At 63.7% G+C, this 19863-nt stretch carries 16 protein-coding genes and 1 tRNA gene; 8 read left to right on the top strand and 9 right to left on the bottom strand.

Going from position 1 to position 19863, the window contains the following annotated elements:
• Positions 1–15: 15 nt before the first annotated feature.
• The 4 genes from carA to gloB all read right to left on the bottom strand — a co-directional run bounded on the left by carA (position 16) and on the right by gloB (position 5758).
• Positions 16–1170, bottom strand: a complete 1155-nt coding sequence (carA, locus tag ACFSNN_RS24090) for a glutamine-hydrolyzing carbamoyl-phosphate synthase small subunit (RefSeq protein ID WP_134458292.1) — start codon at positions 1168–1170, stop codon at positions 16–18.
• Between the two features lie 493 nt (positions 1171–1663).
• Positions 1664–2905 (bottom strand): MFS transporter, encoded by a 1242-nt coding sequence (locus tag ACFSNN_RS24095; RefSeq protein WP_166799279.1) that lies wholly within the window; start codon positions 2903–2905, stop codon positions 1664–1666.
• A 210-nt stretch (positions 2906–3115) separates the two neighbouring features.
• Positions 3116–4810, bottom strand: coding sequence for a transglycosylase SLT domain-containing protein (locus ACFSNN_RS24100; protein ID WP_134458288.1), 1695 nt, complete (start codon positions 4808–4810; stop codon positions 3116–3118).
• A gap of 156 nt (positions 4811–4966) precedes the next feature.
• A complete protein-coding gene (gloB, locus tag ACFSNN_RS24105; RefSeq protein WP_134458286.1) occupies positions 4967–5758 on the bottom strand; it encodes a hydroxyacylglutathione hydrolase in 792 nt (263 codons plus the stop codon).
• Between the two features lie 19 nt (positions 5759–5777).
• Between gloB and ACFSNN_RS24110 the strand changes: the two genes are divergently transcribed.
• The 5 genes from ACFSNN_RS24110 to ACFSNN_RS24130 all read left to right on the top strand — a co-directional run bounded on the left by ACFSNN_RS24110 (position 5778) and on the right by ACFSNN_RS24130 (position 10409).
• Positions 5778–6641, top strand: a complete 864-nt coding sequence (locus ACFSNN_RS24110; protein WP_134458284.1) for a class I SAM-dependent methyltransferase — start codon at positions 5778–5780, stop codon at positions 6639–6641.
• Positions 6638–7084 (top strand): ribonuclease HI, encoded by a 447-nt coding sequence (gene rnhA, locus ACFSNN_RS24115; protein WP_106283734.1) that lies wholly within the window; start codon positions 6638–6640, stop codon positions 7082–7084. Before ACFSNN_RS24110 ends, rnhA begins: the two co-directional genes overlap by 4 nt.
• Positions 7085–7164: 80 nt before the next feature.
• Positions 7165–7899, top strand: coding sequence for a DNA polymerase III subunit epsilon (gene dnaQ, locus ACFSNN_RS24120; protein WP_134458282.1), 735 nt, complete (start codon positions 7165–7167; stop codon positions 7897–7899).
• A 48-nt stretch (positions 7900–7947) separates the two neighbouring features.
• Positions 7948–8022, top strand: a tRNA-Val gene (locus ACFSNN_RS24125).
• A gap of 503 nt (positions 8023–8525) precedes the next feature.
• Positions 8526–10409, top strand: coding sequence for an ABC transporter ATP-binding protein (locus ACFSNN_RS24130; protein WP_134458280.1), 1884 nt, complete (start codon positions 8526–8528; stop codon positions 10407–10409).
• A gap of 251 nt (positions 10410–10660) precedes the next feature.
• Here the strand turns inward: ACFSNN_RS24130 and ACFSNN_RS24135 are convergent, their stop codons facing one another.
• From ACFSNN_RS24135 to ACFSNN_RS24145, 3 genes are all read right to left on the bottom strand, one after another.
• Positions 10661–11125: a DUF2214 family protein gene (locus tag ACFSNN_RS24135; protein WP_134458278.1), complete on the bottom strand. Its 465-nt coding sequence runs from the start codon at positions 11123–11125 to the stop codon at positions 10661–10663.
• Positions 11126–11276: 151 nt separating this feature from the next.
• Positions 11277–12137: a hypothetical protein gene (locus ACFSNN_RS24140; protein ID WP_134458276.1), complete on the bottom strand. Its 861-nt coding sequence runs from the start codon at positions 12135–12137 to the stop codon at positions 11277–11279.
• Between the two features lie 240 nt (positions 12138–12377).
• Positions 12378–13442, bottom strand: coding sequence for a glycosyltransferase family 4 protein (locus ACFSNN_RS24145; protein ID WP_134458274.1), 1065 nt, complete (start codon positions 13440–13442; stop codon positions 12378–12380).
• Between the two features lie 692 nt (positions 13443–14134).
• Between ACFSNN_RS24145 and ACFSNN_RS24150 the strand changes: the two genes are divergently transcribed.
• On the top strand, positions 14135–15970 hold the full coding sequence (locus ACFSNN_RS24150; protein ID WP_134458272.1) for an ABC transporter ATP-binding protein: 1836 nt from the start codon (positions 14135–14137) through the stop codon (positions 15968–15970).
• Positions 15971–16080: 110 nt separating this feature from the next.
• Here the strand turns inward: ACFSNN_RS24150 and otsA are convergent, their stop codons facing one another.
• Positions 16081–17541: an alpha,alpha-trehalose-phosphate synthase (UDP-forming) gene (gene otsA, locus ACFSNN_RS24155; RefSeq protein ID WP_134458270.1), complete on the bottom strand. Its 1461-nt coding sequence runs from the start codon at positions 17539–17541 to the stop codon at positions 16081–16083.
• Positions 17542–17596: 55 nt separating this feature from the next.
• Positions 17597–18346: a trehalose-phosphatase gene (otsB, locus tag ACFSNN_RS24160; RefSeq protein ID WP_012433860.1), complete on the bottom strand. Its 750-nt coding sequence runs from the start codon at positions 18344–18346 to the stop codon at positions 17597–17599.
• Positions 18347–18798: 452 nt separating this feature from the next.
• Here otsB and ACFSNN_RS24165 point away from each other — a divergent pair, with 452 nt between their 5' ends.
• Both ACFSNN_RS24165 and ACFSNN_RS24170 read left to right on the top strand, forming a co-directional pair.
• Positions 18799–19368, top strand: a complete 570-nt coding sequence (locus tag ACFSNN_RS24165) for an SCO family protein (RefSeq protein ID WP_134458268.1) — start codon at positions 18799–18801, stop codon at positions 19366–19368.
• An 18-nt stretch (positions 19369–19386) separates the two neighbouring features.
• Positions 19387–19848, top strand: coding sequence for a copper chaperone PCu(A)C (locus ACFSNN_RS24170; protein ID WP_012433862.1), 462 nt, complete (start codon positions 19387–19389; stop codon positions 19846–19848).
• The last annotated feature ends 15 nt before the right edge of the window (positions 19849–19863 follow it).

Genomic DNA, 19863 nt, shown 5'->3' on the forward strand with positions numbered 1-19863 from the left:
ATGCTGCTGTCGCGTTTATGCCGCCGCGCTCTTGCCGGCCTTCTTCGTGTCCATCAACGCCGTGAAGCGGTCGAACAGATAGGCGATGTCGTGCGGACCCGGCGACGCTTCCGGGTGACCCTGGAAGCAGAACGCCGGCTTGTCGGTTAGCGCAAAGCCCTGCAACGTGCCGTCGAACAGCGACACGTGCGTGGCGCGGGCGTTGGCGGGCAGCGTGTCGGCATCGACCGCGAAGCCGTGGTTTTGCGACGTGATCACCACGCGGCCGTCGTCCAGATCTTTCACCGGATGGTTCGCGCCGTGGTGGCCCGTCTTCATCTTCATGGTTTTGGCGCCGACCGCGAGGCCCATGATCTGATGGCCGAGACAGATGCCGAAGGTCGGGATGCCGCGCTCGATCAGTTCTTTGGTAGCCGTGATCGCGTAGTCGCACGGCTCCGGGTCGCCAGGGCCGTTCGACAGGAAAATGCCGTCCGGATTCAGCGCGAGCGCGTCAGCCGCGCTGGCTTGCGCCGGCAGCACGGTGACGTGGCAGCCGCGTTCGGCCAGCATGCGCAGGATGTTGTACTTGACGCCGTAGTCGAACGCCACGACGCGATACTTCGGCGCCTTTTGCGTGCCGTAGCCTTCGCCCAGACGCCATTCGGTCTGAGCCCACTCGTAGGTTTCCTTCGTCGACACGACCTTCGCGAGGTCCATGCCCGAGAGGCCTGGGAACGAGCGCGCGAGTTCGATTGCCTTGGCTTCGTCGTCCGAACCGGCGAGGATCGCGCCGTTCTGCGCGCCCTTGTCGCGCAGAACGCGGGTCAGCATGCGGGTGTCGAGACCGGCGATGGCGACCACGCCTTCATCCTTCAGGTATTGCGGGAGCGTCCGCTCCATGCGGAAGTTCGACGCGAGAACCGGCAGATCGCGGATGATCAGGCCGGCGGCATGGACTTTCGTAGCTTCGACGTCTTCGGCGTTCACGCCGACGTTACCGATATGCGGATACGTGAGGGTCACGATCTGGCGCGCGTAGCTCGGGTCAGTCAGGATTTCCTGATAGCCGGTGATAGCGGTGTTGAACACGACTTCGCCGATGGTGTGCCCGGGGGCGCCGATCGAGTAACCACGAAAGACCGTGCCGTCGGCGAGCGCGAGCAGAGCGGGAGAAAATGACGGCAACACGGGAGACTCCTTGGGGGAACACCCTGTTGCCGACCTGTCTATCCGACTGCGAGCCGCAGCGAAACGCATCCGGGATGCGCGCGCAGACTCGCTCGCGAACTGCCGTTGACGTTGCAAGGGGCGCGATGGGTCCATTGTGTGGACGGATCGGCTGGGGGCGAAGCCCTGCTTGCTACGCCTGTGGCGCGCGGCGGATGAACGGTATGGGAGAGGTAGGCGCTAGGGTGCGGGTTGATAAGCTCAAACCTTGGAATTATAGCGTGAAAATGCCCTTCTCTCCAAATCCGAGATGGCGTCGACCCGTGAAACAGTGCGACTCGAAACCGCTGAAAGCCCCGCCGCGCCTCACGCGGACGGTGCTCTGGAAAGTTTCCGCCGACGCGAATTGGGACAGCGCCGGGAGATGGGGCACGACCGGCGAATTACCGGTCGCGAGCGCCGTGACGGCAGCACACGGGCGTGCCCGGCGGCAGACTACGGATTCGATTCGGCCTCAAGCATCCTGCTCGGCGTGAACCTCGGCCGGATGAACCAGCTTACGGCCCGGCAACACGTACCAGATCGCGCTCGCCACCTGCAGGGCCACGAGAATGCCCCACGCCGTCAGATGTGCGGCCGCCGGATAGTGGCCGCCGCTCGCCGGCCAATGCGACAGCACGGCGCCCACGCCGATCTGGAAACCGAAAATCAGCAGAAAGATGATCAACGTCAGCGTGGTATTCACGCGGCCGATCATCTGCGCCGGGAAGTGCCGGGCCATAACGGCGTAACTGAGAATGCCGGTGCCGCCAAAGATCCCATACGCCGCCCACAACAGGCTCGCGGGCAGCGGCGCCTTGAACATGATCAGCAGCTGTGTCACGACGTACAGCGCCATGCCGATGCCGCAGAACGCATAGAGCGAGATACCGCGCCGTTCGAGACCGCGCGCGGCTGCGCCGAAGCCCACGCAGCCGGCCATCATCGCGAAACCGAGAATCGAAACAAGCGCGGCGGCTTCGCGTGGCTCGAAGCCTTGCACGTCACGCAGCCACGCGCCGACCCAAAGCGACTGCATCGCGTAAAAGACGCCTTGCGTGACGACCGAAAACGACGCGATCTTCCAGAACGCCGCGCTACGCAAGATATGCAGCGTGCCTTTGAACTGGGCACCCAGACTCGCCTGATGATGCGATTCCTTCGTGTCCGGCGCGAGCGTCCACTGTGCCAGCGCGACCAGCACCGTCAGCACACCCAGCCCGACGCAGACGGTGCGCCAGCTGGCGAACGTCAGCGCCCACGTCAGCGGCGAGCCGACCATCACGCCGCCGAAGCCGCCGATCGCCATCACCAGTCCGTTCATCAGCGGCAGGCGCGCGGCGGCGAAGTGCTGCGCCAATGCCTTGAACGCGGCGCCAAGGCACACGGAGACGCCGACGCCGATCAGCAGGCGCCCCACCATCATCACGCCGACGCTATGGGCCGCGCCGAACACCCAGATGCCGAGCGCCGCGAATAGCAGCGTGACGGCCGTGACACGCCGCGCGCCGAAGTGATCGAGCAGGACGCCAGCCGGAATCTGCGCACCCGCAAAGCCGAGAAAATAGAGACTGGTGAGCAGGCCCAGATCCGCGGCCGACAACCCGAGATCGTGCGTGATGAACGGTGCAAAGCCGAGGTTGACGCCGCGGAACACGTAGGAAACGAAGTAACCGGCGGAGAACAGCAGGAAGACGCGCAACTGGGTCGACGACATGAGTTTTGAGTTAGACGGCTGGCCGATAGAGTTTGACCGAAGCACGAAAGATAAAGGAAAAGCGCCGACTTTGCGCGAGATGATCCGCACAATGAAAAACGCCGTCACCACAGGTGACGGCGTTGGAAAAAGCACGGTGCGTGATCGGAGCGCAATTCATGCGCTGCCCCCGCAACGCATGTGGTCACTACCGTGTGAGCCGCTATTGGTCTACTTACCCTTCTTCGCGCTGGCCGCGGTCTTCGGGCGGCTCTCTGCCGCAGCCTTCGACGCCTTGCTGGACGTGGAAGCCGACACCTTGGTCACCTTGCCCTTGCTGGCGCTGGATGCCGTCGGCTTGACGACCTTACCTACCGGCTCGGAAACCTTCACCACCTCTGCCCGGCCACGACCCTTCTTCTTATCGTAGCGCGATTCGCTTCTGGTGTCTGCGACGCGGGTGCCGATCTTCTCGACGCCGCCGCCTTGCACATCGGTCGCGATGCGTTCCGGACCCGGCTCGCTCGGCATGGCTTTGCCGACCGGCACGTGCAGCACGATCACCTGACCGCGCGAAACGGCGTCGCGATGCGTACGGTTCCAGGCCTTCAACTGGCCGACCGATACGCCGTAGCGCACGGCAATGGCCGCCATCGACTGATTGCGGCGCACGCGGATCAGCATCTTGCGCGTATCGGGGACGTCGGGCTCCATGGCGAGCACGGCGCTTTCGGCGACGTCGGCGCTGATGTCCTCGTCGTCGTCCGAACCGCGCGGCACCACGATCGTGGAGCCGGGTTTCAAACGCATGCCGACCGGAATCTTGTTCACTTCCATCAGCGTGTCGGCGTCGACGCTGATCTTCTGCGCGATGGCCGCGGGTGTCGCGCGTTCGGTGACCGTGTACGTGGTCCACGACGACAGCGAGCCGGAGTAGGTTTTCAGATTCCGCTCGAAGGCGCTGGCGTTGTCGAACGGCAGCAGGATTTGCGGCTGCGTGGCGCCCAAAATCACCGGCTTCCTGAATGACGGGTTCAGCGCGCGGAATTCGTCGGCGGACAGGTTCGAGAGCTTGGCGGCCATATCCACGTCGATGTCGTGCGAGGTGGTTACCGTCACGAAATACGGGTGGTTCGGAATGGTCGGCAGCGTGAGCCCGTACATTTGCGGGTTCATCACGATGTTCTTGACCGCCTGCAGCTTCGGCACGTAGTTACGCGTCTCGTTCGGCATGCGCAGGCTGAGGTAGTCGGTCGGCAGGCCCGCCGCTTCATTGCGCGCAATTGCGCGCTGCACGTTGCCCTCACCCCAGTTGTACGCCGCGAGCGCCAATTGCCAGTCGCCGAACATGTCATGCAGACGCGACAGATAGTCGAGCGCGGCGCTGGTCGACGCCAGCACATCGCGCCGCTCGTCCTGCCACATGTTCTGCTTGAGGTTGTAGGTGCGACCCGTGCCCGGCATGAACTGCCACATGCCGGCCGCCTTCGCCACCGACAAGGCCTGCGGGCTATACGCCGATTCGATGAACGGCAGCAACGCGAGCTCGGTCGGCATGTGGCGCGCCTCGAGCTCTTCGACGATGTGATACAGGTATTTCTGCGAGCGCTCGGTCATGCGCTGCACGTAGTCAGGCCGTTGCGCATACCAGTTGACCTGCATGTCGACGAGGTCGGTTTGCAGGTCCGGCATCTGGAAACCACGGCGAATACGGCCCCAAAGGTCTGCGTCGGCGCTCGTCAACTGAGTGACGGAGCCTTGGTCGACGTTGATCGTCTCTTTGGCGGTGGCTGACTTGCGAAGGGCGTCTGCTACGGCTTGCTGACTGGCGGGGTTGGTTGCGGTGTTCGAAATGCTCGTCGTCGGTCCTTGGCTCGCGCAGGCGGCGAGCGTCAGGACCAGCAACGCACTAAAGATAAATCGCATGAAAATCTCGGCTTCCACAAGGGCTGGAATTTGCAGCCGATAGTACGAAACGGCAACGTTTACGTCAATCGGAAAATTACGAAAAAATCAAGTAAATCTTGGGCTTGGCGAATTTTTCCGATTCTTCGCGTGAGGATTACCCTGCCCGGGGGCGGGTCAACGGAAGCGGTTCTTCCATTCGCGCATCAAGGTAAAGGCCGTCAATCGATCCGGCACTGCCTCGTGCAACTGCTCCCGCAAGCTCGCCTGCACCGCCGGGTCGCCGGCGCGTAAAAACGGATTCACTGCGCGCTCATGGGCGATCGTGGTGGGCAACGTGGGCACGTCGCGCGCGCGCAGTTCGCTCGCTTTGTCCCGCCAGGCTTGCAGTTCGGCGTTGCCCGGCTCGCAGGCGAGCGCGAAGCGGATATTCGACAGCGTGTACTCGTGCGCGCAGTGGACCTCGGTCGCGCCGGGCAGCGCGGCCAGCGAATCCAGCGAGGCGAGCATCTGTTTCGGCGTGCCTTCGAACAGCCGGCCGCAACCGCAGGCGAACAGCGTGTCGCCGCAAAACACGTGGGGCGTGCCTTGCGGGTCGGTCGCCTGGAAATAGGCGATGTGGCCACTGGTGTGACCCGGCACATCGAGCACGCTCAATTCGAGCGCCGGCGCCGCAATCGACACGTGATCGCCATTTTTCAGACGGTGTGTGAGATGCTCGATCGCTTCACTGGCGGGGCCGTAGACCGGTACGGCCTGGCCGTTCAGCAGATCGGCCACCCCGCCGACGTGGTCTTGATGATGGTGCGTGAGTAAAATAGCGCTCAGCCGCCAACCCCGTTTCGCCAGATAGGCTTTTACGGGGGCGGCCTCACCCGGATCGACGACCGCCGCGTGGTGTCCGTCGGAAACGACCCAGATGTAATTGTCATCAAACGCCGGGACCGGTACGTACTCGAGCGCATTCATAGGCGACGCATTCTTTGATATGACTGACCGAGCGATTATAGACTGGCCCGCCTGGACCGACTCGCCACCTGGCCGATACGTACTCGAGTGGGAGCAAACCCAACTCGACCGCGTGGTGTCGGACGTGTTCGGTTACCATGCGCTGCAACTCGGCCTGCCGCAACTCGACGCCTTGCGCGAGAACCGCATGCCGTGCCGCGGGCTCGTGCTCGACGCGGCGAGCGGAGCGAGCGCGCCGTATGCGTATCCGCGCGGCGCCGGGCGTGCGGCCAATGGCAATCGCACCGGTCTGAACAACGGCGCCGCACAGAGCGGCCTCGCGGGCCTGCCGGCGCCGGCCGGACGCAGCGCCGTCTGGTGCGACCTGCTGGACCTGCCGTTCGAGGCGCAAAGCGTCGATCTGATCGTCATGCCGCACACGCTGGAATTCACGAGCGACCCGCACCGTCTGTTGCGCGAAGCCGAGCGCGTGTTGATGCCTGAAGGCCAGTTGATCATTCTCGGCTTCAATTCGCTGTCGCTGTGGGGCGCGCGGCAATCGGTCGGCAAGATGACCGGCCGGCCGTTCGTGCCGGCCGCCGTCGACCTGATCGCCTTCACGCGCCTGAAAGACTGGATCAAGCTGCTGGGCTTCGACCTTGAACGCGGGCGCTTCGGCTGCTATCGTCCGCCGCTTGGCAGCGAACAATGGCTCGCCCGTTACGGTTTCATGGAAGCCGCCGGCGACCGCTGGTGGCCGATTTTCGGCGCCACCTACATGATCAAGGCGATCAAGCGCGTGCGCGGCATGCGTCTCGTCGGCCCGCTGAAAGTGAAGAAACCCGTCCTCGCCGCGGGCCTCGCGCCCGCCGCCACACCGAATACACGCAACCACACTCAATGACTTCCGATCTCATCGACATCTATACCGACGGCGCCTGCAAGGGCAACCCCGGCCCCGGCGGCTGGGGCGCGCTGCTGCGCTTCGGCGACCAGGAAAAAGAACTGTTCGGCGGCGAAGCCAATACCACCAACAACCGCATGGAACTGATGGGCGTGATCGCCGCGCTCGAAGCGCTGAAGCGTCCCTGCAAAGCGGTCGTGCACACCGACTCGCAGTACGTGCAGAAAGGCATCAGCGAATGGATCCACGGCTGGAAGAAGAAAGGCTGGATCACCGCCGCCAAGCAGCCGGTCAAGAACGCCGACTTGTGGAAGCGGCTCGACGCGCTCGTCGCGCAACACGAAATCGAGTGGCGCTGGGTGCGCGGGCACAACGGCCACCCGGAAAACGAGCGCGCCGATCAGCTGGCCAATCGCGGCGTCGCGTCACTCGCGCAGATGTAAGTCCTGCTGCGACGACGCGCGCGATCCACTACGTGCGCACTCTTTTTTGCTGCAACTATCTTCAAGCAGGCTAATCCGACATGCGTCAACTCATCCTCGATACCGAAACCACCGGCCTGAATGCCCGCACCGGCGACCGGATCCTTGAACTCGGTTGCGTCGAAATGGTGAACCGCCGGCTGACGGGCAACAATCTGCACTTCTATATCAACCCGGAACGCGATAGCGATCCGGGCGCGCTGGCCGTGCACGGACTGACCACCGAGTTCCTGAGCGACAAGCCGAAGTTCGCCGAGATCGCCGATCAGTTTCGCGACTTCATCCAGGACGCGGAACTGATCATCCACAACGCGCCGTTCGATATCGGCTTTCTCGATGCCGAGTTCGCCTTGCTGGGTTTGCCGCCGGTGAAAACCTACTGCGGCGAAATCATCGACACGCTGGCGCGCGCCAAGCAGATGTTCCCCGGCAAGCGCAATTCGCTCGACGCGCTGTGCGACCGCTTCGGCATCAGCAACGCGCACCGTACGTTGCACGGTGCCCTGCTCGACTCGGAACTGCTCGCCGAAGTCTATCTGGCGATGACGCGCGGCCAGGAAAGCCTTGTCATCGACATGCTCGGCGAGTCGCACGTTGGCGGCGACGCGCATGCGCCGCGCGTCGCGCTCAGTTCGCTCGATCTGATCGTGATCACCGCCAGCGACGACGAGCTCGCCGCGCACCAGGCCGTACTCGACGGCCTCGACAAGGCGATCAAGGGCACGAGCGTGTGGCGCCTCGAACCGGCGCCGGCTGCGGATGAGCAAACCGCTTAAAAAGTACTGGACGAGGCCGGAAATCCCTGACATAATTCGGCTCTCTTCGGGTGGTTAGCTCAGCGGTAGAGCACTGCCTTCACACGGCAGGGGTCACTGGTTCGATCCCAGTACTACCCACCAGAATTTTGGTGTGTCGATCACCGAAGACTAAAGGGCTCACGTAGAAATGCGTGAGCCCTTTTTCATTTCGTGTTTGACTCATAGATCGGCCGGTGAAAACCGTACGGAATGCCAGGCAGATTCCGGCGCTCAACGTTCGGACTGGTCGTCAACTCCGGATCTTCGTACGTTTGCGGACGCCTGATACTGCTGATATAGTTGGCACTCGGGCATTCACCCCGTCCATTTCTCCACCTCATTCGACCATAGGGAGGCGCCACATGTTTGCAATGCGTATCGCCGTCCCCGGCATGGTCTCGCGAGCGTTTTCGCGATCTTAGTCTGTCCGATTAAGTCGCCGAGTTAAATCGCCGCATCGCCGTTCACGTGGTGTCGCCTGAAAGGCACTCCGCGCAATTCCCAGACAGTCCGCAGTTCAATCGCCTATGCATTCCGGCGCGGTTTGACTGTCTCGTCCTTTCGCTTCTGACTGGAACCTCGCTGCGCTCGTGCGCCACGGGGGCGTGACAAATGACCAGAAAAAACTCGACTTTCGCGGACAAGCCTTCAAGGATGTCCTCGGCTTTACCTTCCATCACTGGGCGCAGCAGCCCTGGCGCATCGTCGTCACTACAGCGCTGGTGCTGCTCTCGGCACTGGCCGACGTACTCACGCCAATGTTCGCCGGACGTCTCGTCGACGCCATCGCGTCCGGCGCGGCGAGCAACGCCGTCGCCTGGCATGCCGCGATCACGGCCTTCTGCGTGCTGGGTGCGCTCGGTCTCGGCGCCACCTTGCTGCGGCAAGGCGTGTACTTCAACATCATCCGGCTCACGCTCAAGATGATGAGTGAGATCGCGGCCAACGCGTTTCATCGCGTGCAACGCTTTTCGACCGATTGGCACGCCAACAGCTTCGCCGGCTCCACAGTGCGCAAAATCACGCGCGGCATGTGGGCGCTCGACCTGCTCAACGACACGCTGCTCATCGCGCTGTTGCCGTCGCTCGTCATGCTGGTCGGCGCGACTGTCCTGCTCGGTTGGCGCTGGCCGATGATGGGCGCGGTCGTCGGCATCGGCTCGCTCGTCTATATCGCGGTGACGGTGGCCATGTCGCTCGGTTTCGTCGCGCCGGCCGCGCGTCTCGCGAATGCGTGGGACACGCGCATGGGCGGTGCGCTCGCCGACGCGGTCAGCTGTAACGGCGTGGTCAAGGCGTTCGGCGCGGAAGAGCGCGAAGAAGCGCTGCTCGCGCGCGTGATCGGCAAGTGGCGGCACCGCACGCGCCGCACATGGATGCGCGGCACGATCAACGGCGGCGTCCAGGGCGGCATGCTGGTAGCGATCCAGGCCGCGATTCTCGGCGCGGCGCTGCTGTTGTGGGCGCGCGGCGAGGCAAGCGTCGGCGACATCACGTTCGCGCTCACCATGTTCTTCATGCTGCAAGGCTATCTGCGCGACGTGGGCATGCACATCCGCAACCTGCAACGCTCGGTCAACGACATGGAGGAACTGGTGTCGCAGGAAAGCCAGCCGCTCGGTATCGAGGACCGCCCCGGCGCGGGTCCGATCACGATCGGCAAAGGCGAGATCCGTTTCGAGCACGTCACGTTCCACTACGGCACGAACGGCAAGCCGCTTTACGACAACTTCTCCGTGCGCATCGCGCCGGGCGAGCGCGTCGGATTGGTCGGGCATTCGGGGTCGGGGAAGACTACGTTCATCAAGCTGATCCAGCGGCTCTATGACATTTCGGAAGGCCGGATCACGATCGACGGTCAGGACATCGCCCAAGTGCGGCAAGCGTCGCTGCGCAGCCAGATCGCGATCGTTCAGCAGGAACCGGTGCTGTTTCACCGCTCGCTCGCCGAGAACATCGCTTATGCGCGGCCCGGTGCGAGCCGCGCCGAGATCGAGCGGGCCGCGAAGCTCGCGAGCGCGCACGGCTTCATCGCAGCGCTGCCCAATGGTTATGACACGCTGGTCGGTGAACGCGGCGTCAAGCTTTCGGGCGGCGAACGTCAGCGCGTCGCGATCGCGCGGGCGTTCCTCGCCGACGCGCCGATCCTGATTCTGGACGAAGCGACGTCGAGCCTCGACAGCGAAAGCGAGGTGCTGATCCAGCAGGCCATGGAGCGGCTCATGATGGGCCGCACCACGCTGGTGGTGGCGCACCGCCTTTCCACTGTGCGCTCGCTGGACCGGCTGCTGGTGCTGGACAAGGGCAAAGTGATCGAGGAAGGCAGCCACGACGCGCTGATCAGACTCGAGAACGGCCTGTACCGGCGGTTGTTCGAGCGGCAGGCGCTGGAGCTGATCAAGGGTCTGGGCGAGCCGGAATTCACGACTCGGACCGCGCGGCCGCACGCGAACCGGACGGACGATTCCAGCCTGCTGGTTGGGAAGTAGATTGAACTGGGCGTGTGGGACGTCGACTGAAAACCGCAGATAGGGCGGCGCTTTCGGATGACGTTCCACCGCCCGTTTATTTTGGGCGCGACTGAGCGTTAGTCGGGCACGCTCGCATGATCTGGAAATCGCCGCGCCGGTAGGCGGCGACGCTCCCCACTATCAACCTACCGCGTTTTTTTCGCAGGCGGAATAACGCCCGCGTAAGCGCCGCTCCGCTCGCACCGGCTACGTGAGCGCCCACACCGCCGTCACACCACACCCGCCGGCAATCCCACGCCACGCGCCATGCCCGTCGCGGCAAACACCATCAGCACCAGCAAGATCGTCTGGATCACACTGTAGCGGGCATAAGTGCGCGCCTTGCGCAAATCCGGCGCGACGCCTTTTCTGACCGCCGCGCGCCATCGCATCAACGCGAGCATCGACGGGACTTCGAGAATGAGAATGATGACGAGCAGCGTCATCTTGATGTGGAAGAGCGGCTCGTGGAGATAGTAGTCGGCGCCCTTTTCGTAACCGCCGAAAACGCGCATCAACCCGGTGACGAGCAGCACCAGCGCTGAAATGCCCCAGCGTGAATCGGCGCGGAAGAGCGAGCGCAGCGCGGCGGGTACGGTGGCACGGCGCAGCGCCCAGGTGCGCCGCAGAATCGACGCGAGCGCGAAGCCATAAGCAAGCAGATGGATAGCGGCAAGCAACCAGCGAACCAGCATGGCGACTCCTGCAAAGGACGCAATACGATCGTTGTAGGTCTCACTCGCCCGCGCTGAAGCGCCGGGCGCCATGACTTCATTATCGACTACGGCTCAATCTACAACGCCTGCTTCGGCCACGGGGTGTGGCCGACTGCACAAACCGGCAGATTCAGACCTGCTGCAAGGATGTGTCAAGCGCGCGGGCGGCGACGCGGTCGCCTTCGGTCGTCAGCGCGGTGCGGAATACGGTTTGCCGGTTGTGCCCCGCGGCGGCCGGCGAATCCCACAGTAATTCGATCTTCGGGCGACGGCCAAAGGCGCCGTGCGCCAGCGACGGCGCAGCCGCCGCCCCCAGCGACGCACCTGATCCACCCGGCTCTCCAACACCGCCGAACGCGACAGCGGGAGTGGGGGTCGGCGTCGGCGTAGTTCGTGCCTCCTGCCCCGCCGCCCAGCGCACGGACAATTCGCGCGCGTCGTACTGCCCCACCTTGCGGCGCTCGGCCCACACGATCACCGTCCGAGTGGCCGGATCGAGCGCGACCGCATAGCGGCCGATCGCGAAACGGCGCGCGGCAATATTGGTTCGCCACAGCGCGCGCGGCCGGCAGATCCACAGCACGGCCGCGTACAGCGCGGGCGCGGCCAGCAACCAGCCGTTGGAGGCCGCCACCGCATTGGCGGCACGCCGCCAGCCGGCGCTCGCGGCAAACGCGCCGACCGACCAGACCGCAAACAGGAACCCGAGAAAAGCGAACAGACGCAGCGCCTGCCGCAGCCATTGCGGCAGCGGATGAAACGGACGCTCGGCCACGGCGCGCGCGCCCGGCAGGAAGATCAGCAGGAACAGGAAGACGAGGTTGATGCACGCCCACGGCGACGACAGCATGGCCAGCAGCGACGCGCCCGCATCCAGGTCCGCCATCGAAAAAAGCCAGCGAGCGAGGATCACGAGACCGATGGCGCGCAACGCGAAAATCGTTCCGGCGCCGGGCGCCGCGTTCGCACGCGTCTCTTTCGTTCTCGCCAAGGCATCCTCCTGTCGTCGGCGGCGCCGCAGCCAAATTTGCGGCAGGGCCATTATAGGGATATTACGGAGCGTGGCTCATTCTTACGGGCCGGAAACCCGCACTTTCGTCCGTTGATTGGGGAAAACGCGGCGCGCCTGCAACAACGCCCCGTGGGCAAGTGCCTCACGGGGCGTTGCTGGCGGCCTTCGGAGCGCCTGACGCGCTCTTCGAGCCGGTGCGACATTCTTATCTGTCGCGCATTAGCTGGCGTTGACTTCGCGCAGCACCGTGCGGTGCTTCTGACGCAGCAGTTCTTCGTAAGTGGCGACGTAGTTCTTCGCCATGACCTTCGACGAGAAGCGCGACTCGAACGCCTTGCGCACACCGGCGCGCGACAGCGTGTGCAGACGCTTGACTGCAGCGACGGCGCTGATTTCGTCTTCGACGACGAAGCCCGACACGCCGTTTTCGATCACTTCCGGCACCGAACCGCGGTTGAACGCGATCGCCGGCGTACCGCACGCCATCGCTTCGATCATGACCAGACCGAAGGGCTCCGGCCAGTCGATCGGGAACACCAGTGCATGCGCGTTGCCGAGGAACTCACGCTTTTCGGCTTCGCCGATTTCGCCGATGTACTCGACATGCGGGAGCGCCATCAGCGGCTTGATCACTTCTTCGTAATAGGCGCGGTCGGCCTTGTCGATCTTGGCGGCGACCTTGAGCTTCATGCCTGCCTGGCCGGCGATACGGATCGCGCGGTCGAGGCCCTTCTCCGGCGACACACGGCCGAGGAAAGCGAGATAGCCCGGCTCGACGTTGGGGATCGGCGTGAGCACGTTTTCCGGCAGACCGTGATAAACGGTTTGCAGCCAGTTTGCCTGCGGCAGCGGAATGCGCTGGTTGTCCGAAATCGACACCACCGGCACGTCGCTGAACGTATTGAAGACCGGCTGCAGTTCCGGCAGATCGAGACGGCCGTGCAGCGTGGTCAGGAACGGCACCGGCTGACGGGCGAACAGCGAGAACGGATAGTAGTCGATGTGGAAATGCAGCACGTCGAATTCGTCCGCGCGGCGGCGCACTTCTTCGAGCAGCAGCATGTGCGGCGCCATCACGTCGCGAATCGTCGGGTCGAGGCGCAGCGCCTGCGGCCAGAAAGCTTCGAGTTTCGCCGAGGTTACCGAATCGCCGCTCGCGAAGAGCGTGACGTCGTGACCTTGCTCGACCAGAGCTTCGGTCAGATAGGACACCACGCGTTCCGTACCGCCATACAGCTTGGGAGGAACCGCCTCGTGCAACGGAGCGATTTGAGCGATTCGCATAATGGAAAACTCCTCGTAAAAAATCAGGCAAAGATACTGCGTTTGGTAAAAGCGACTCGCTTGCTCGCCAGGGCAGTCTGGCCGGATTTGCCGGCGCGGGCCTGATTCTTTCGAGAAATCCTGCGATGGATCGCTTAGGTAGTGAGCCCAGACCCGTGGTCAGTGTCTGCGCATGTGCCGGTAAACGCACACATGACACCTACGTTGACAAACTGTCAGAAAATTCGGTGGGCCTACAGAGCATGCATTATCAATGCCGGGATTCACGCTGCACCACAACATTTCAAAGTCTTTACGTTGTTACAAACGCGAAACACTTTGCAAACCCTTGTTTTCTAAGACAGTTCTACAGTGGCAACTGGCTTGCGGCAAGGACCGCCGAGGTGGTCCCGTAAGCACTTGCGTCAACTTTGCCGGCAAGCGTTGAAGAAATGCCGCACCGCGGTTGAATGCAATTTGTAATTATATCCCGAAATTTTTCGCGGTCCCGCGCGAACCCTGACCACATAGGCGGGTCGGGTAGCGCTGGGTCGCGAACATCTATCGCGAAATCAATCGCGCCAAGGCCCGGATACACAGGGCGCAATCGCTTTTGCATGTTTACAATGCGAAGCATCGGCTTCGCGGCGAACCTTTTCCATGTGGCCCACGCTTTGCATGCACAACCCGAATCACATCAACCTCACGATCAATTGGAACATTTAACCATCGCCCAGCGTAATGCCGAGAACGCAAAGCTCGCGAGCTATGCGCACCGGCCGCTTGCGTTCCTTTTCCGCTTCATCCGCCGCCATCCGCTCGCGCATGCGGTCGTGCTGTGCAGCGTGTTCGCGGCCGTGGGCTGTGCGCTCGCTTCGCAGTACGCGATCAAACATCTGATCGACGTGCTCGGCGAAGGCCGGCACCATCCCGGCCCGCTGTGGGGCGCGTTCGCCATCCTGGTCGGCCTGATCGCCGCCGACAACCTGCTGTGGCGGGTCGGCGGCTGGGTCGCCGCGCATACGTTCGTCGCCGTGACCGGCGACCTGCGGCGCGACCTGTTCCAGTATCTGAGCGGACACTCGCCCACCTACTACTCCGAAAAGCAGCCGGGCATGCTCGCCAGCCGGATCACGGCGACCTCGAACGCGGTCTACACGGCTGAGAACACTACTGCGTGGAACGTGCTGCCGCCGTGTATCGCGGTGCTCGGCGCGATCGTCATGATCATCGCGGTGAATCCGTTGATGGCCTGTGGTCTGATGCTGTGCTCGGCCATTCTGTCGGTCGTGCTGTATAAGCTGGCCGGGCGGGGCTCCGCGCGCCATCACCATTTCGCCACCAAGGCGGCGTCGGTGGACGGCGAGCTGGTCGACGTGATCAGCAACATGGGCCTCGTGCGCGCTTTCGGCATGACGTTTCGCGAACAGCAGCGCTTCGGCGCAACGGTCAAGGCCGAGATGGACGCGCGCCAGCAGAGCTTGCTGTATCTGGAAAAGCTGCGTCTGCTGCATGCGGTGATCACCGCGCTGCTGTCGGCGGGCTTGCTGGGATGGGCGCTGTGGCTGTGGGATCAAGGCAAGGCGACTTCGGGCGACATCGTGCTCGTCAGCTCGCTCGGCTTCACGATTCTGCACGGCACGCGCGATCTGGCCGTGGCGCTCGTCGACGTCACGCAGCACGTGGCGCGTCTTGCTGAAGCCGTACGCACGCTGCTCGAGCCGCACGGCATGCCGGACCGCGACGGCGCGACCGAACTCGTTCCGCAAGGCGGCCGCGTCGATTTCGAAGGTGTGACGTTCGCCTATCCGCGCCGCCGTCCGATCCTCGACCACTTCGATCTGCATATCGAACCCGGCCAGCGCGTCGGTCTGATCGGCAAGTCGGGCGCGGGCAAGTCCACTGTTCTGGCGCTGCTGCAGCGTTTCTATGAAACGCAGGGCGGCGCGATCAAGATCGACGGCCAGGACATTGCCACGATCACGCAAGACAGCCTGCGCCATGCAATCGCGCTGGTGCCGCAGGACATCTCGCTGTTCCACCGCACGGTGTACGAGAACATCGCCTACGGGCGCCCGGAGGCGAGCCGTGACGAAGTGCTCGCGGCTGCGCGCGAGGCGCGCTGCTCGGACTTCATCGAGGCGATGCCGGAAGGCTACGACACGATCGTCGGCGACCGCGGCGTAAAGCTGTCGGGCGGCCAGCGTCAGCGGATCGCGATTGCTCGCGCGATCCTCAAGAACGCGCCGATCCTGCTGCTCGACGAAGCCACTTCGGCGCTCGACAGCGCGTCGGAAGAAGCGATCCAGAAAGCGCTCGACCGGCTGATGGTCGGCCGCACCGTGGTCGCGATCGCGCACCGTCTGTCGACGCTGAACAACTTCGACCGGATCATCGTGATGAGCGCCGGTAAGGTTATCGACGACGGCAGTCCGGAAGAACTGCGCCAACGTCCGGGCCTGTACCGCGACCTGCTGACCAAGCAGTATGGCAAGGGCCACACGCTGCACATAGGCGGCAAGAAGGTCGACGAACAGCACGTGGTTTAAGCCCGCGAGCGCGGCATGATTCGAGCCGCGAGCCGTCATCGCCAAAAGAAAAGCCGCTCGAGAGCGGCTTTTCTTTTACACGCGTTGCAACGGGCAGAGCCGACCTCGGCCTACCCCGCATCAGTCTCGCGCGCTGCCTTTTTCCCCGACACCGCGCGCGCCTTCCCACTTCGGCTGCTCTTTGCACCAGCGACGCCCTGCAAATCGCGCATGAAGTTGTCGCGCCACACCGACACATTGTTCTCGCGCAGCTGCACCATCATGTCGCGATGACGCGCCTGGCGCTCCGCCAGCGGCATGTCGAGCGCCCGCGCGAGCGCCTCGGCCATGCCGTCGATATCGACCGGATTGACGATCAGCGCGCCGTCCAGTTCCTGCGCGGCGCCGGCAAAGCGCGACAGCACGAGCACGCCGGGATTGTTCGGATCCTGCGCCGACACATATTCCTTGGCGACGAGGTTCATGCCGTCGCGCAACGGCGTCACATAGCCGACGTGCGCGGTGCGGAATAGCGCGGCCAGCACCGAGCGCTCGTACTGCTTGTGGATGTAGAGAATCGGCGTCCAGTCCAGTTCGGCGAAGCGCCCGTTGATGCGCCCCGACTCGCCTTCCAGCTGCAAGCGGATGTCCTGATACGCGTGCATGTCGGCGCGCGTTGGCGGCGCGATCTGCAGGAACGACACCTTGTTGCGTTGCGCGGTCGCGTGTTCGAGCAGACGCTCGAAGGCGCGAAACCGCTCGACCAGTCCCTTCGAATAATCGAGCCGGTCGACGCTCATGATCAGCTTGCGCGAATGCAGCGTCGCCTTCATGGTGCGCACCGGTTTGCCGCGCTCGCCGGCTTTCGCGAGTTCGGCGATCTCGTCCGGATAGACGCCGATCGGGTACGCCGCCGCGCGCAGCGTGCGGCCGAACGCGTGGATCGTCAGCGGGCCTTCCGCCGATGCGTCGACCGAGCCGTCCGCCTCGTTGACGACGTAGTCGCAAAACGCGCGCAGATCCGGCGCTGTCTGGAAGCCGAGCAGATCGAACGAACACAGCGCTTCGACGAGCTCGCGATGCGGCGGCACCGCCAGCAACACCTGCGAAGCCGGAAACGGAATATGCAGGAAAAAACCGATGCGGTTCTTCACGCCCGCCGCGCGCAGCGCCTGCGCAAACGGAATCAGATGATAGTCGTGGACCCAGATCACGTCGTCTTCGCGCAGCAGCGGCACGAGCTGTTGCGCGAGCCACGCATTGACGCGACAGTAGCCCTCGAAGTCGTGCCGGTCGTACTGCACCAGATCGGCGCGGTAGTGGAACGCGGGCCACAGCGTGGCGTTCGAGAAGCCACGATAGTACTGATCGTAATCGCGGCGCATCAGCGCGATGGTCGCGAAGGTCACCGGGCCGCGCTCCTCGACCTTGATCTGCGGCTGGCCCGAGCTGAGCACGTCGCCGCTCCAGCCGAACCACATGCCGCCGGTTTCCTTCAGCGCGTCGTACACCCCGACCGCCAGACCACCCGCCGCCGGGCCGCCCTCCGAGATCGGCGCAACCCGGTTCGATACGATGATCAGTCGGCTCATGAAGCGCGATTCCCGATGCAGTGCGTGGTTGGCTTTGGGCGATGCGGCGCGGCCATCATGCGGCGCGCGCCGCCGCGACGATCGATGCCAGCCAGTCGAGCAGACCCGACACCGAGTCGATACGCGTATGCGCCAGCGTCTCGCCCGGACCGACCTTGATCGACACGCCGCCGCGTTCGTTGACGACAGCGAAGCCTTTCTCGTCGGTCAGATCGTCGCCGGCGAAGACCGGCTTGCGGCCGACAAAAGGCGGCTCGTCGAGGAACGCGCGCAACGCGCGGCCTTTGTCGACATCTTTAGGTTTGATTTCGTAGACCATCTTGCCCGGCTGCAGCACGTAGGAGCCGGCATAATCGGCCACCAGCCGCTCGGTCGCCTCGCGCGCCACCGGCTCGCGGTCCGGTGCATTGCGGTAATGCAGCGCGACCGCCGCGCCCTTGATCTCGAGCAGCATGCCCGCGTTCTCGTTGACCACCTGCGCGAGCACCTGCTCCATGCGCAGCAGCCGCTCGTCGTGGAAGCCGATGCGCTGCGTGTCGCCGTTCGCGTCGCGCCGTTCGGCGCCGTGCAGGCCGGCGATCGGCAGATCGGGCATGTTGAGAAAACTGTCGATGCTGTCGATACCGCGGCCCGAGACGACCGCGACCGCACCGTTCGTCAAGCTGCGCAGTTCGCTCAGCAAATCGATCACGCGAGGTTGCACCAGCACGCCGTCCGGCGTGGGAGCCAGTTCGACGAGCGTGCCGTCGAAATCGAAGAAAAATGCCGTCTCGCTTGGAGACAGAACAGCCGGAAGTGCTTGCATCGGTTAGTTTTGCCTTTCAGCCTTCTGCGGCCGGAAAAGTGTGCGCATCTTACCGCGCATCCATCAATTTTTCGAGAAAGTAAGGCTCGGCACAAGCCCAGCCGGGCGCCGCAGGGGAGCCTCGGCGGCGATTGCGTTCAAAATGAGAACAATCCGACTTCAACCGGCTTTCAGCCGCCTGCGTCAAATTGCCTCGCAAACCGCGCGCCCGTGGGCGCTGCGCGACGTCTTCCGCGAATTTGCGCTAAAGTCGCAGCCACGCGAAACATCGCCGTTACGACCATATTTGCACACTATGATCGCGCAAGCGCAGCATGCGCATCGAGCGGCGCCGCAATTCAATCGAGTAACCGAACCCTGCTTTGTTCCCGATCTTCTCATCCCGGCACTCGCAACCGCACTTCGCAGTTTCGCGCAGGCCGCGGTCCGCGCGTCTGTTTGCACTGACGCTGATGCTGGGCGCACTGACGGCGCTCGCCGGCTGCACGCATCGCACGGATACCTGGCAGTTGACCAATGTAACCGGCCATCTGCCGGATCTCGACTTCAAGCTGACCGGCGACGACGGCAAACCCGTCACCGGCGATTCGTTCAAGGGCCGCGTCTCGCTCGTCTATTTCGGCTACACGCATTGCCCGGACGTCTGTCCTGAAACGATGGGCCGCCTGATGCAGGTGCTCGGCAAGCTCGGCCCCGACGCGCAGAAGGTGCGCATCCTGTTCATCACCGTCGATCCCGCGCGCGACACGGCCCAGGCCTTGCACGATTACGTCGGCGCCTTCGATTCGCAACATGCCGAAGGGCTGACCGGCACCGACTGGCAGATCGAGTCGCTCGCCAAGCGTTACCGCGTTGCCTATCAGATGGAAAAGCGCGACCCCAGCGGCAACTACGAAGTCACCCATAGTTCCGCCGTCTACGTGTTCGACAGCCAGGGCCACGCGCGCCTGCTGGCCACCGATCACGACACACCCGATGCGATCGCGCAGGACCTGCGCCGCATCATCGATGACCGTTCCTGACCTTTCCCGAGTTCAACCATGTCGATCAAGATCAAAACGTTCGCTGCACTGAGTTGTGCCCTCGCCCTTTCGTTCGGTGCCGCATCGACCGCGCAAGCGGCGGGCGCCAATGCGATCAGCGTCAAGGACGCGTGGGTTCGCTGGCTGCCCAACAACCTGCCCGCCGCCGGCTATGCGACCCTCGTCAACGCGAGCGACAAACCGGTCGATCTCGTCGATATCTCCAGCAATGACTACGGCGACGCGATGCTGCATCAGACCGTGTCGAACGGTTCGTCGCAGAAGATGGTGATGGTCGACAAGCTGACGGTGCCCGCGCACGGCCAGGTCGCGATCGCGCCCGGCGGCTATCACGTGATGCTGGAAGACGCGAAGCACAAGGTCGCGCCGGGCGACACCGTGCATCTCACGCTCAAATTCTCCGACGGCGAAACGCTCGACACGCCGTTCGCCGTCAAGTCGCCGGCGCAAACCAAGTAACCAGGCAACGTGCCG

It is taken from the genome of Paraburkholderia dipogonis, from assembly GCF_042680985.1.
Taxonomy (GTDB): Bacteria; Pseudomonadota; Gammaproteobacteria; order Burkholderiales; family Burkholderiaceae; genus Paraburkholderia; species Paraburkholderia phytofirmans.

Coding starts and splice junctions, on each gene's coding strand:
- ACFSNN_RS24095 (WP_166799279.1), bottom strand. CDS start 2,905: ATGTCGTCGACCCAGTTGCGCGTCTTCCTGCTGTTCTCCGCCGGTTAC.
- ACFSNN_RS24100 (WP_134458288.1), bottom strand. CDS start 4,810: ATGCGATTTATCTTTAGTGCGTTGCTGGTCCTGACGCTCGCCGCCTGC.
- gloB (WP_134458286.1), bottom strand. CDS start 5,758: ATGAATGCGCTCGAGTACGTACCGGTCCCGGCGTTTGATGACAATTAC.
- ACFSNN_RS24110 (WP_134458284.1), top strand. CDS start 5,778: ATGACTGACCGAGCGATTATAGACTGGCCCGCCTGGACCGACTCGCCA.
- rnhA (WP_106283734.1), top strand. CDS start 6,638: ATGACTTCCGATCTCATCGACATCTATACCGACGGCGCCTGCAAGGGC.
- dnaQ (WP_134458282.1), top strand. CDS start 7,165: ATGCGTCAACTCATCCTCGATACCGAAACCACCGGCCTGAATGCCCGC.
- ACFSNN_RS24135 (WP_134458278.1), bottom strand. CDS start 11,125: ATGCTGGTTCGCTGGTTGCTTGCCGCTATCCATCTGCTTGCTTATGGC.
- ACFSNN_RS24145 (WP_134458274.1), bottom strand. CDS start 13,442: ATGCGAATCGCTCAAATCGCTCCGTTGCACGAGGCGGTTCCTCCCAAG.
- otsA (WP_134458270.1), bottom strand. CDS start 17,541: ATGAGCCGACTGATCATCGTATCGAACCGGGTTGCGCCGATCTCGGAG.
- otsB (WP_012433860.1), bottom strand. CDS start 18,346: ATGCAAGCACTTCCGGCTGTTCTGTCTCCAAGCGAGACGGCATTTTTC.
- ACFSNN_RS24165 (WP_134458268.1), top strand. CDS start 18,799: ATGCTGGGCGCACTGACGGCGCTCGCCGGCTGCACGCATCGCACGGAT.
- ACFSNN_RS24170 (WP_012433862.1), top strand. CDS start 19,387: ATGTCGATCAAGATCAAAACGTTCGCTGCACTGAGTTGTGCCCTCGCC.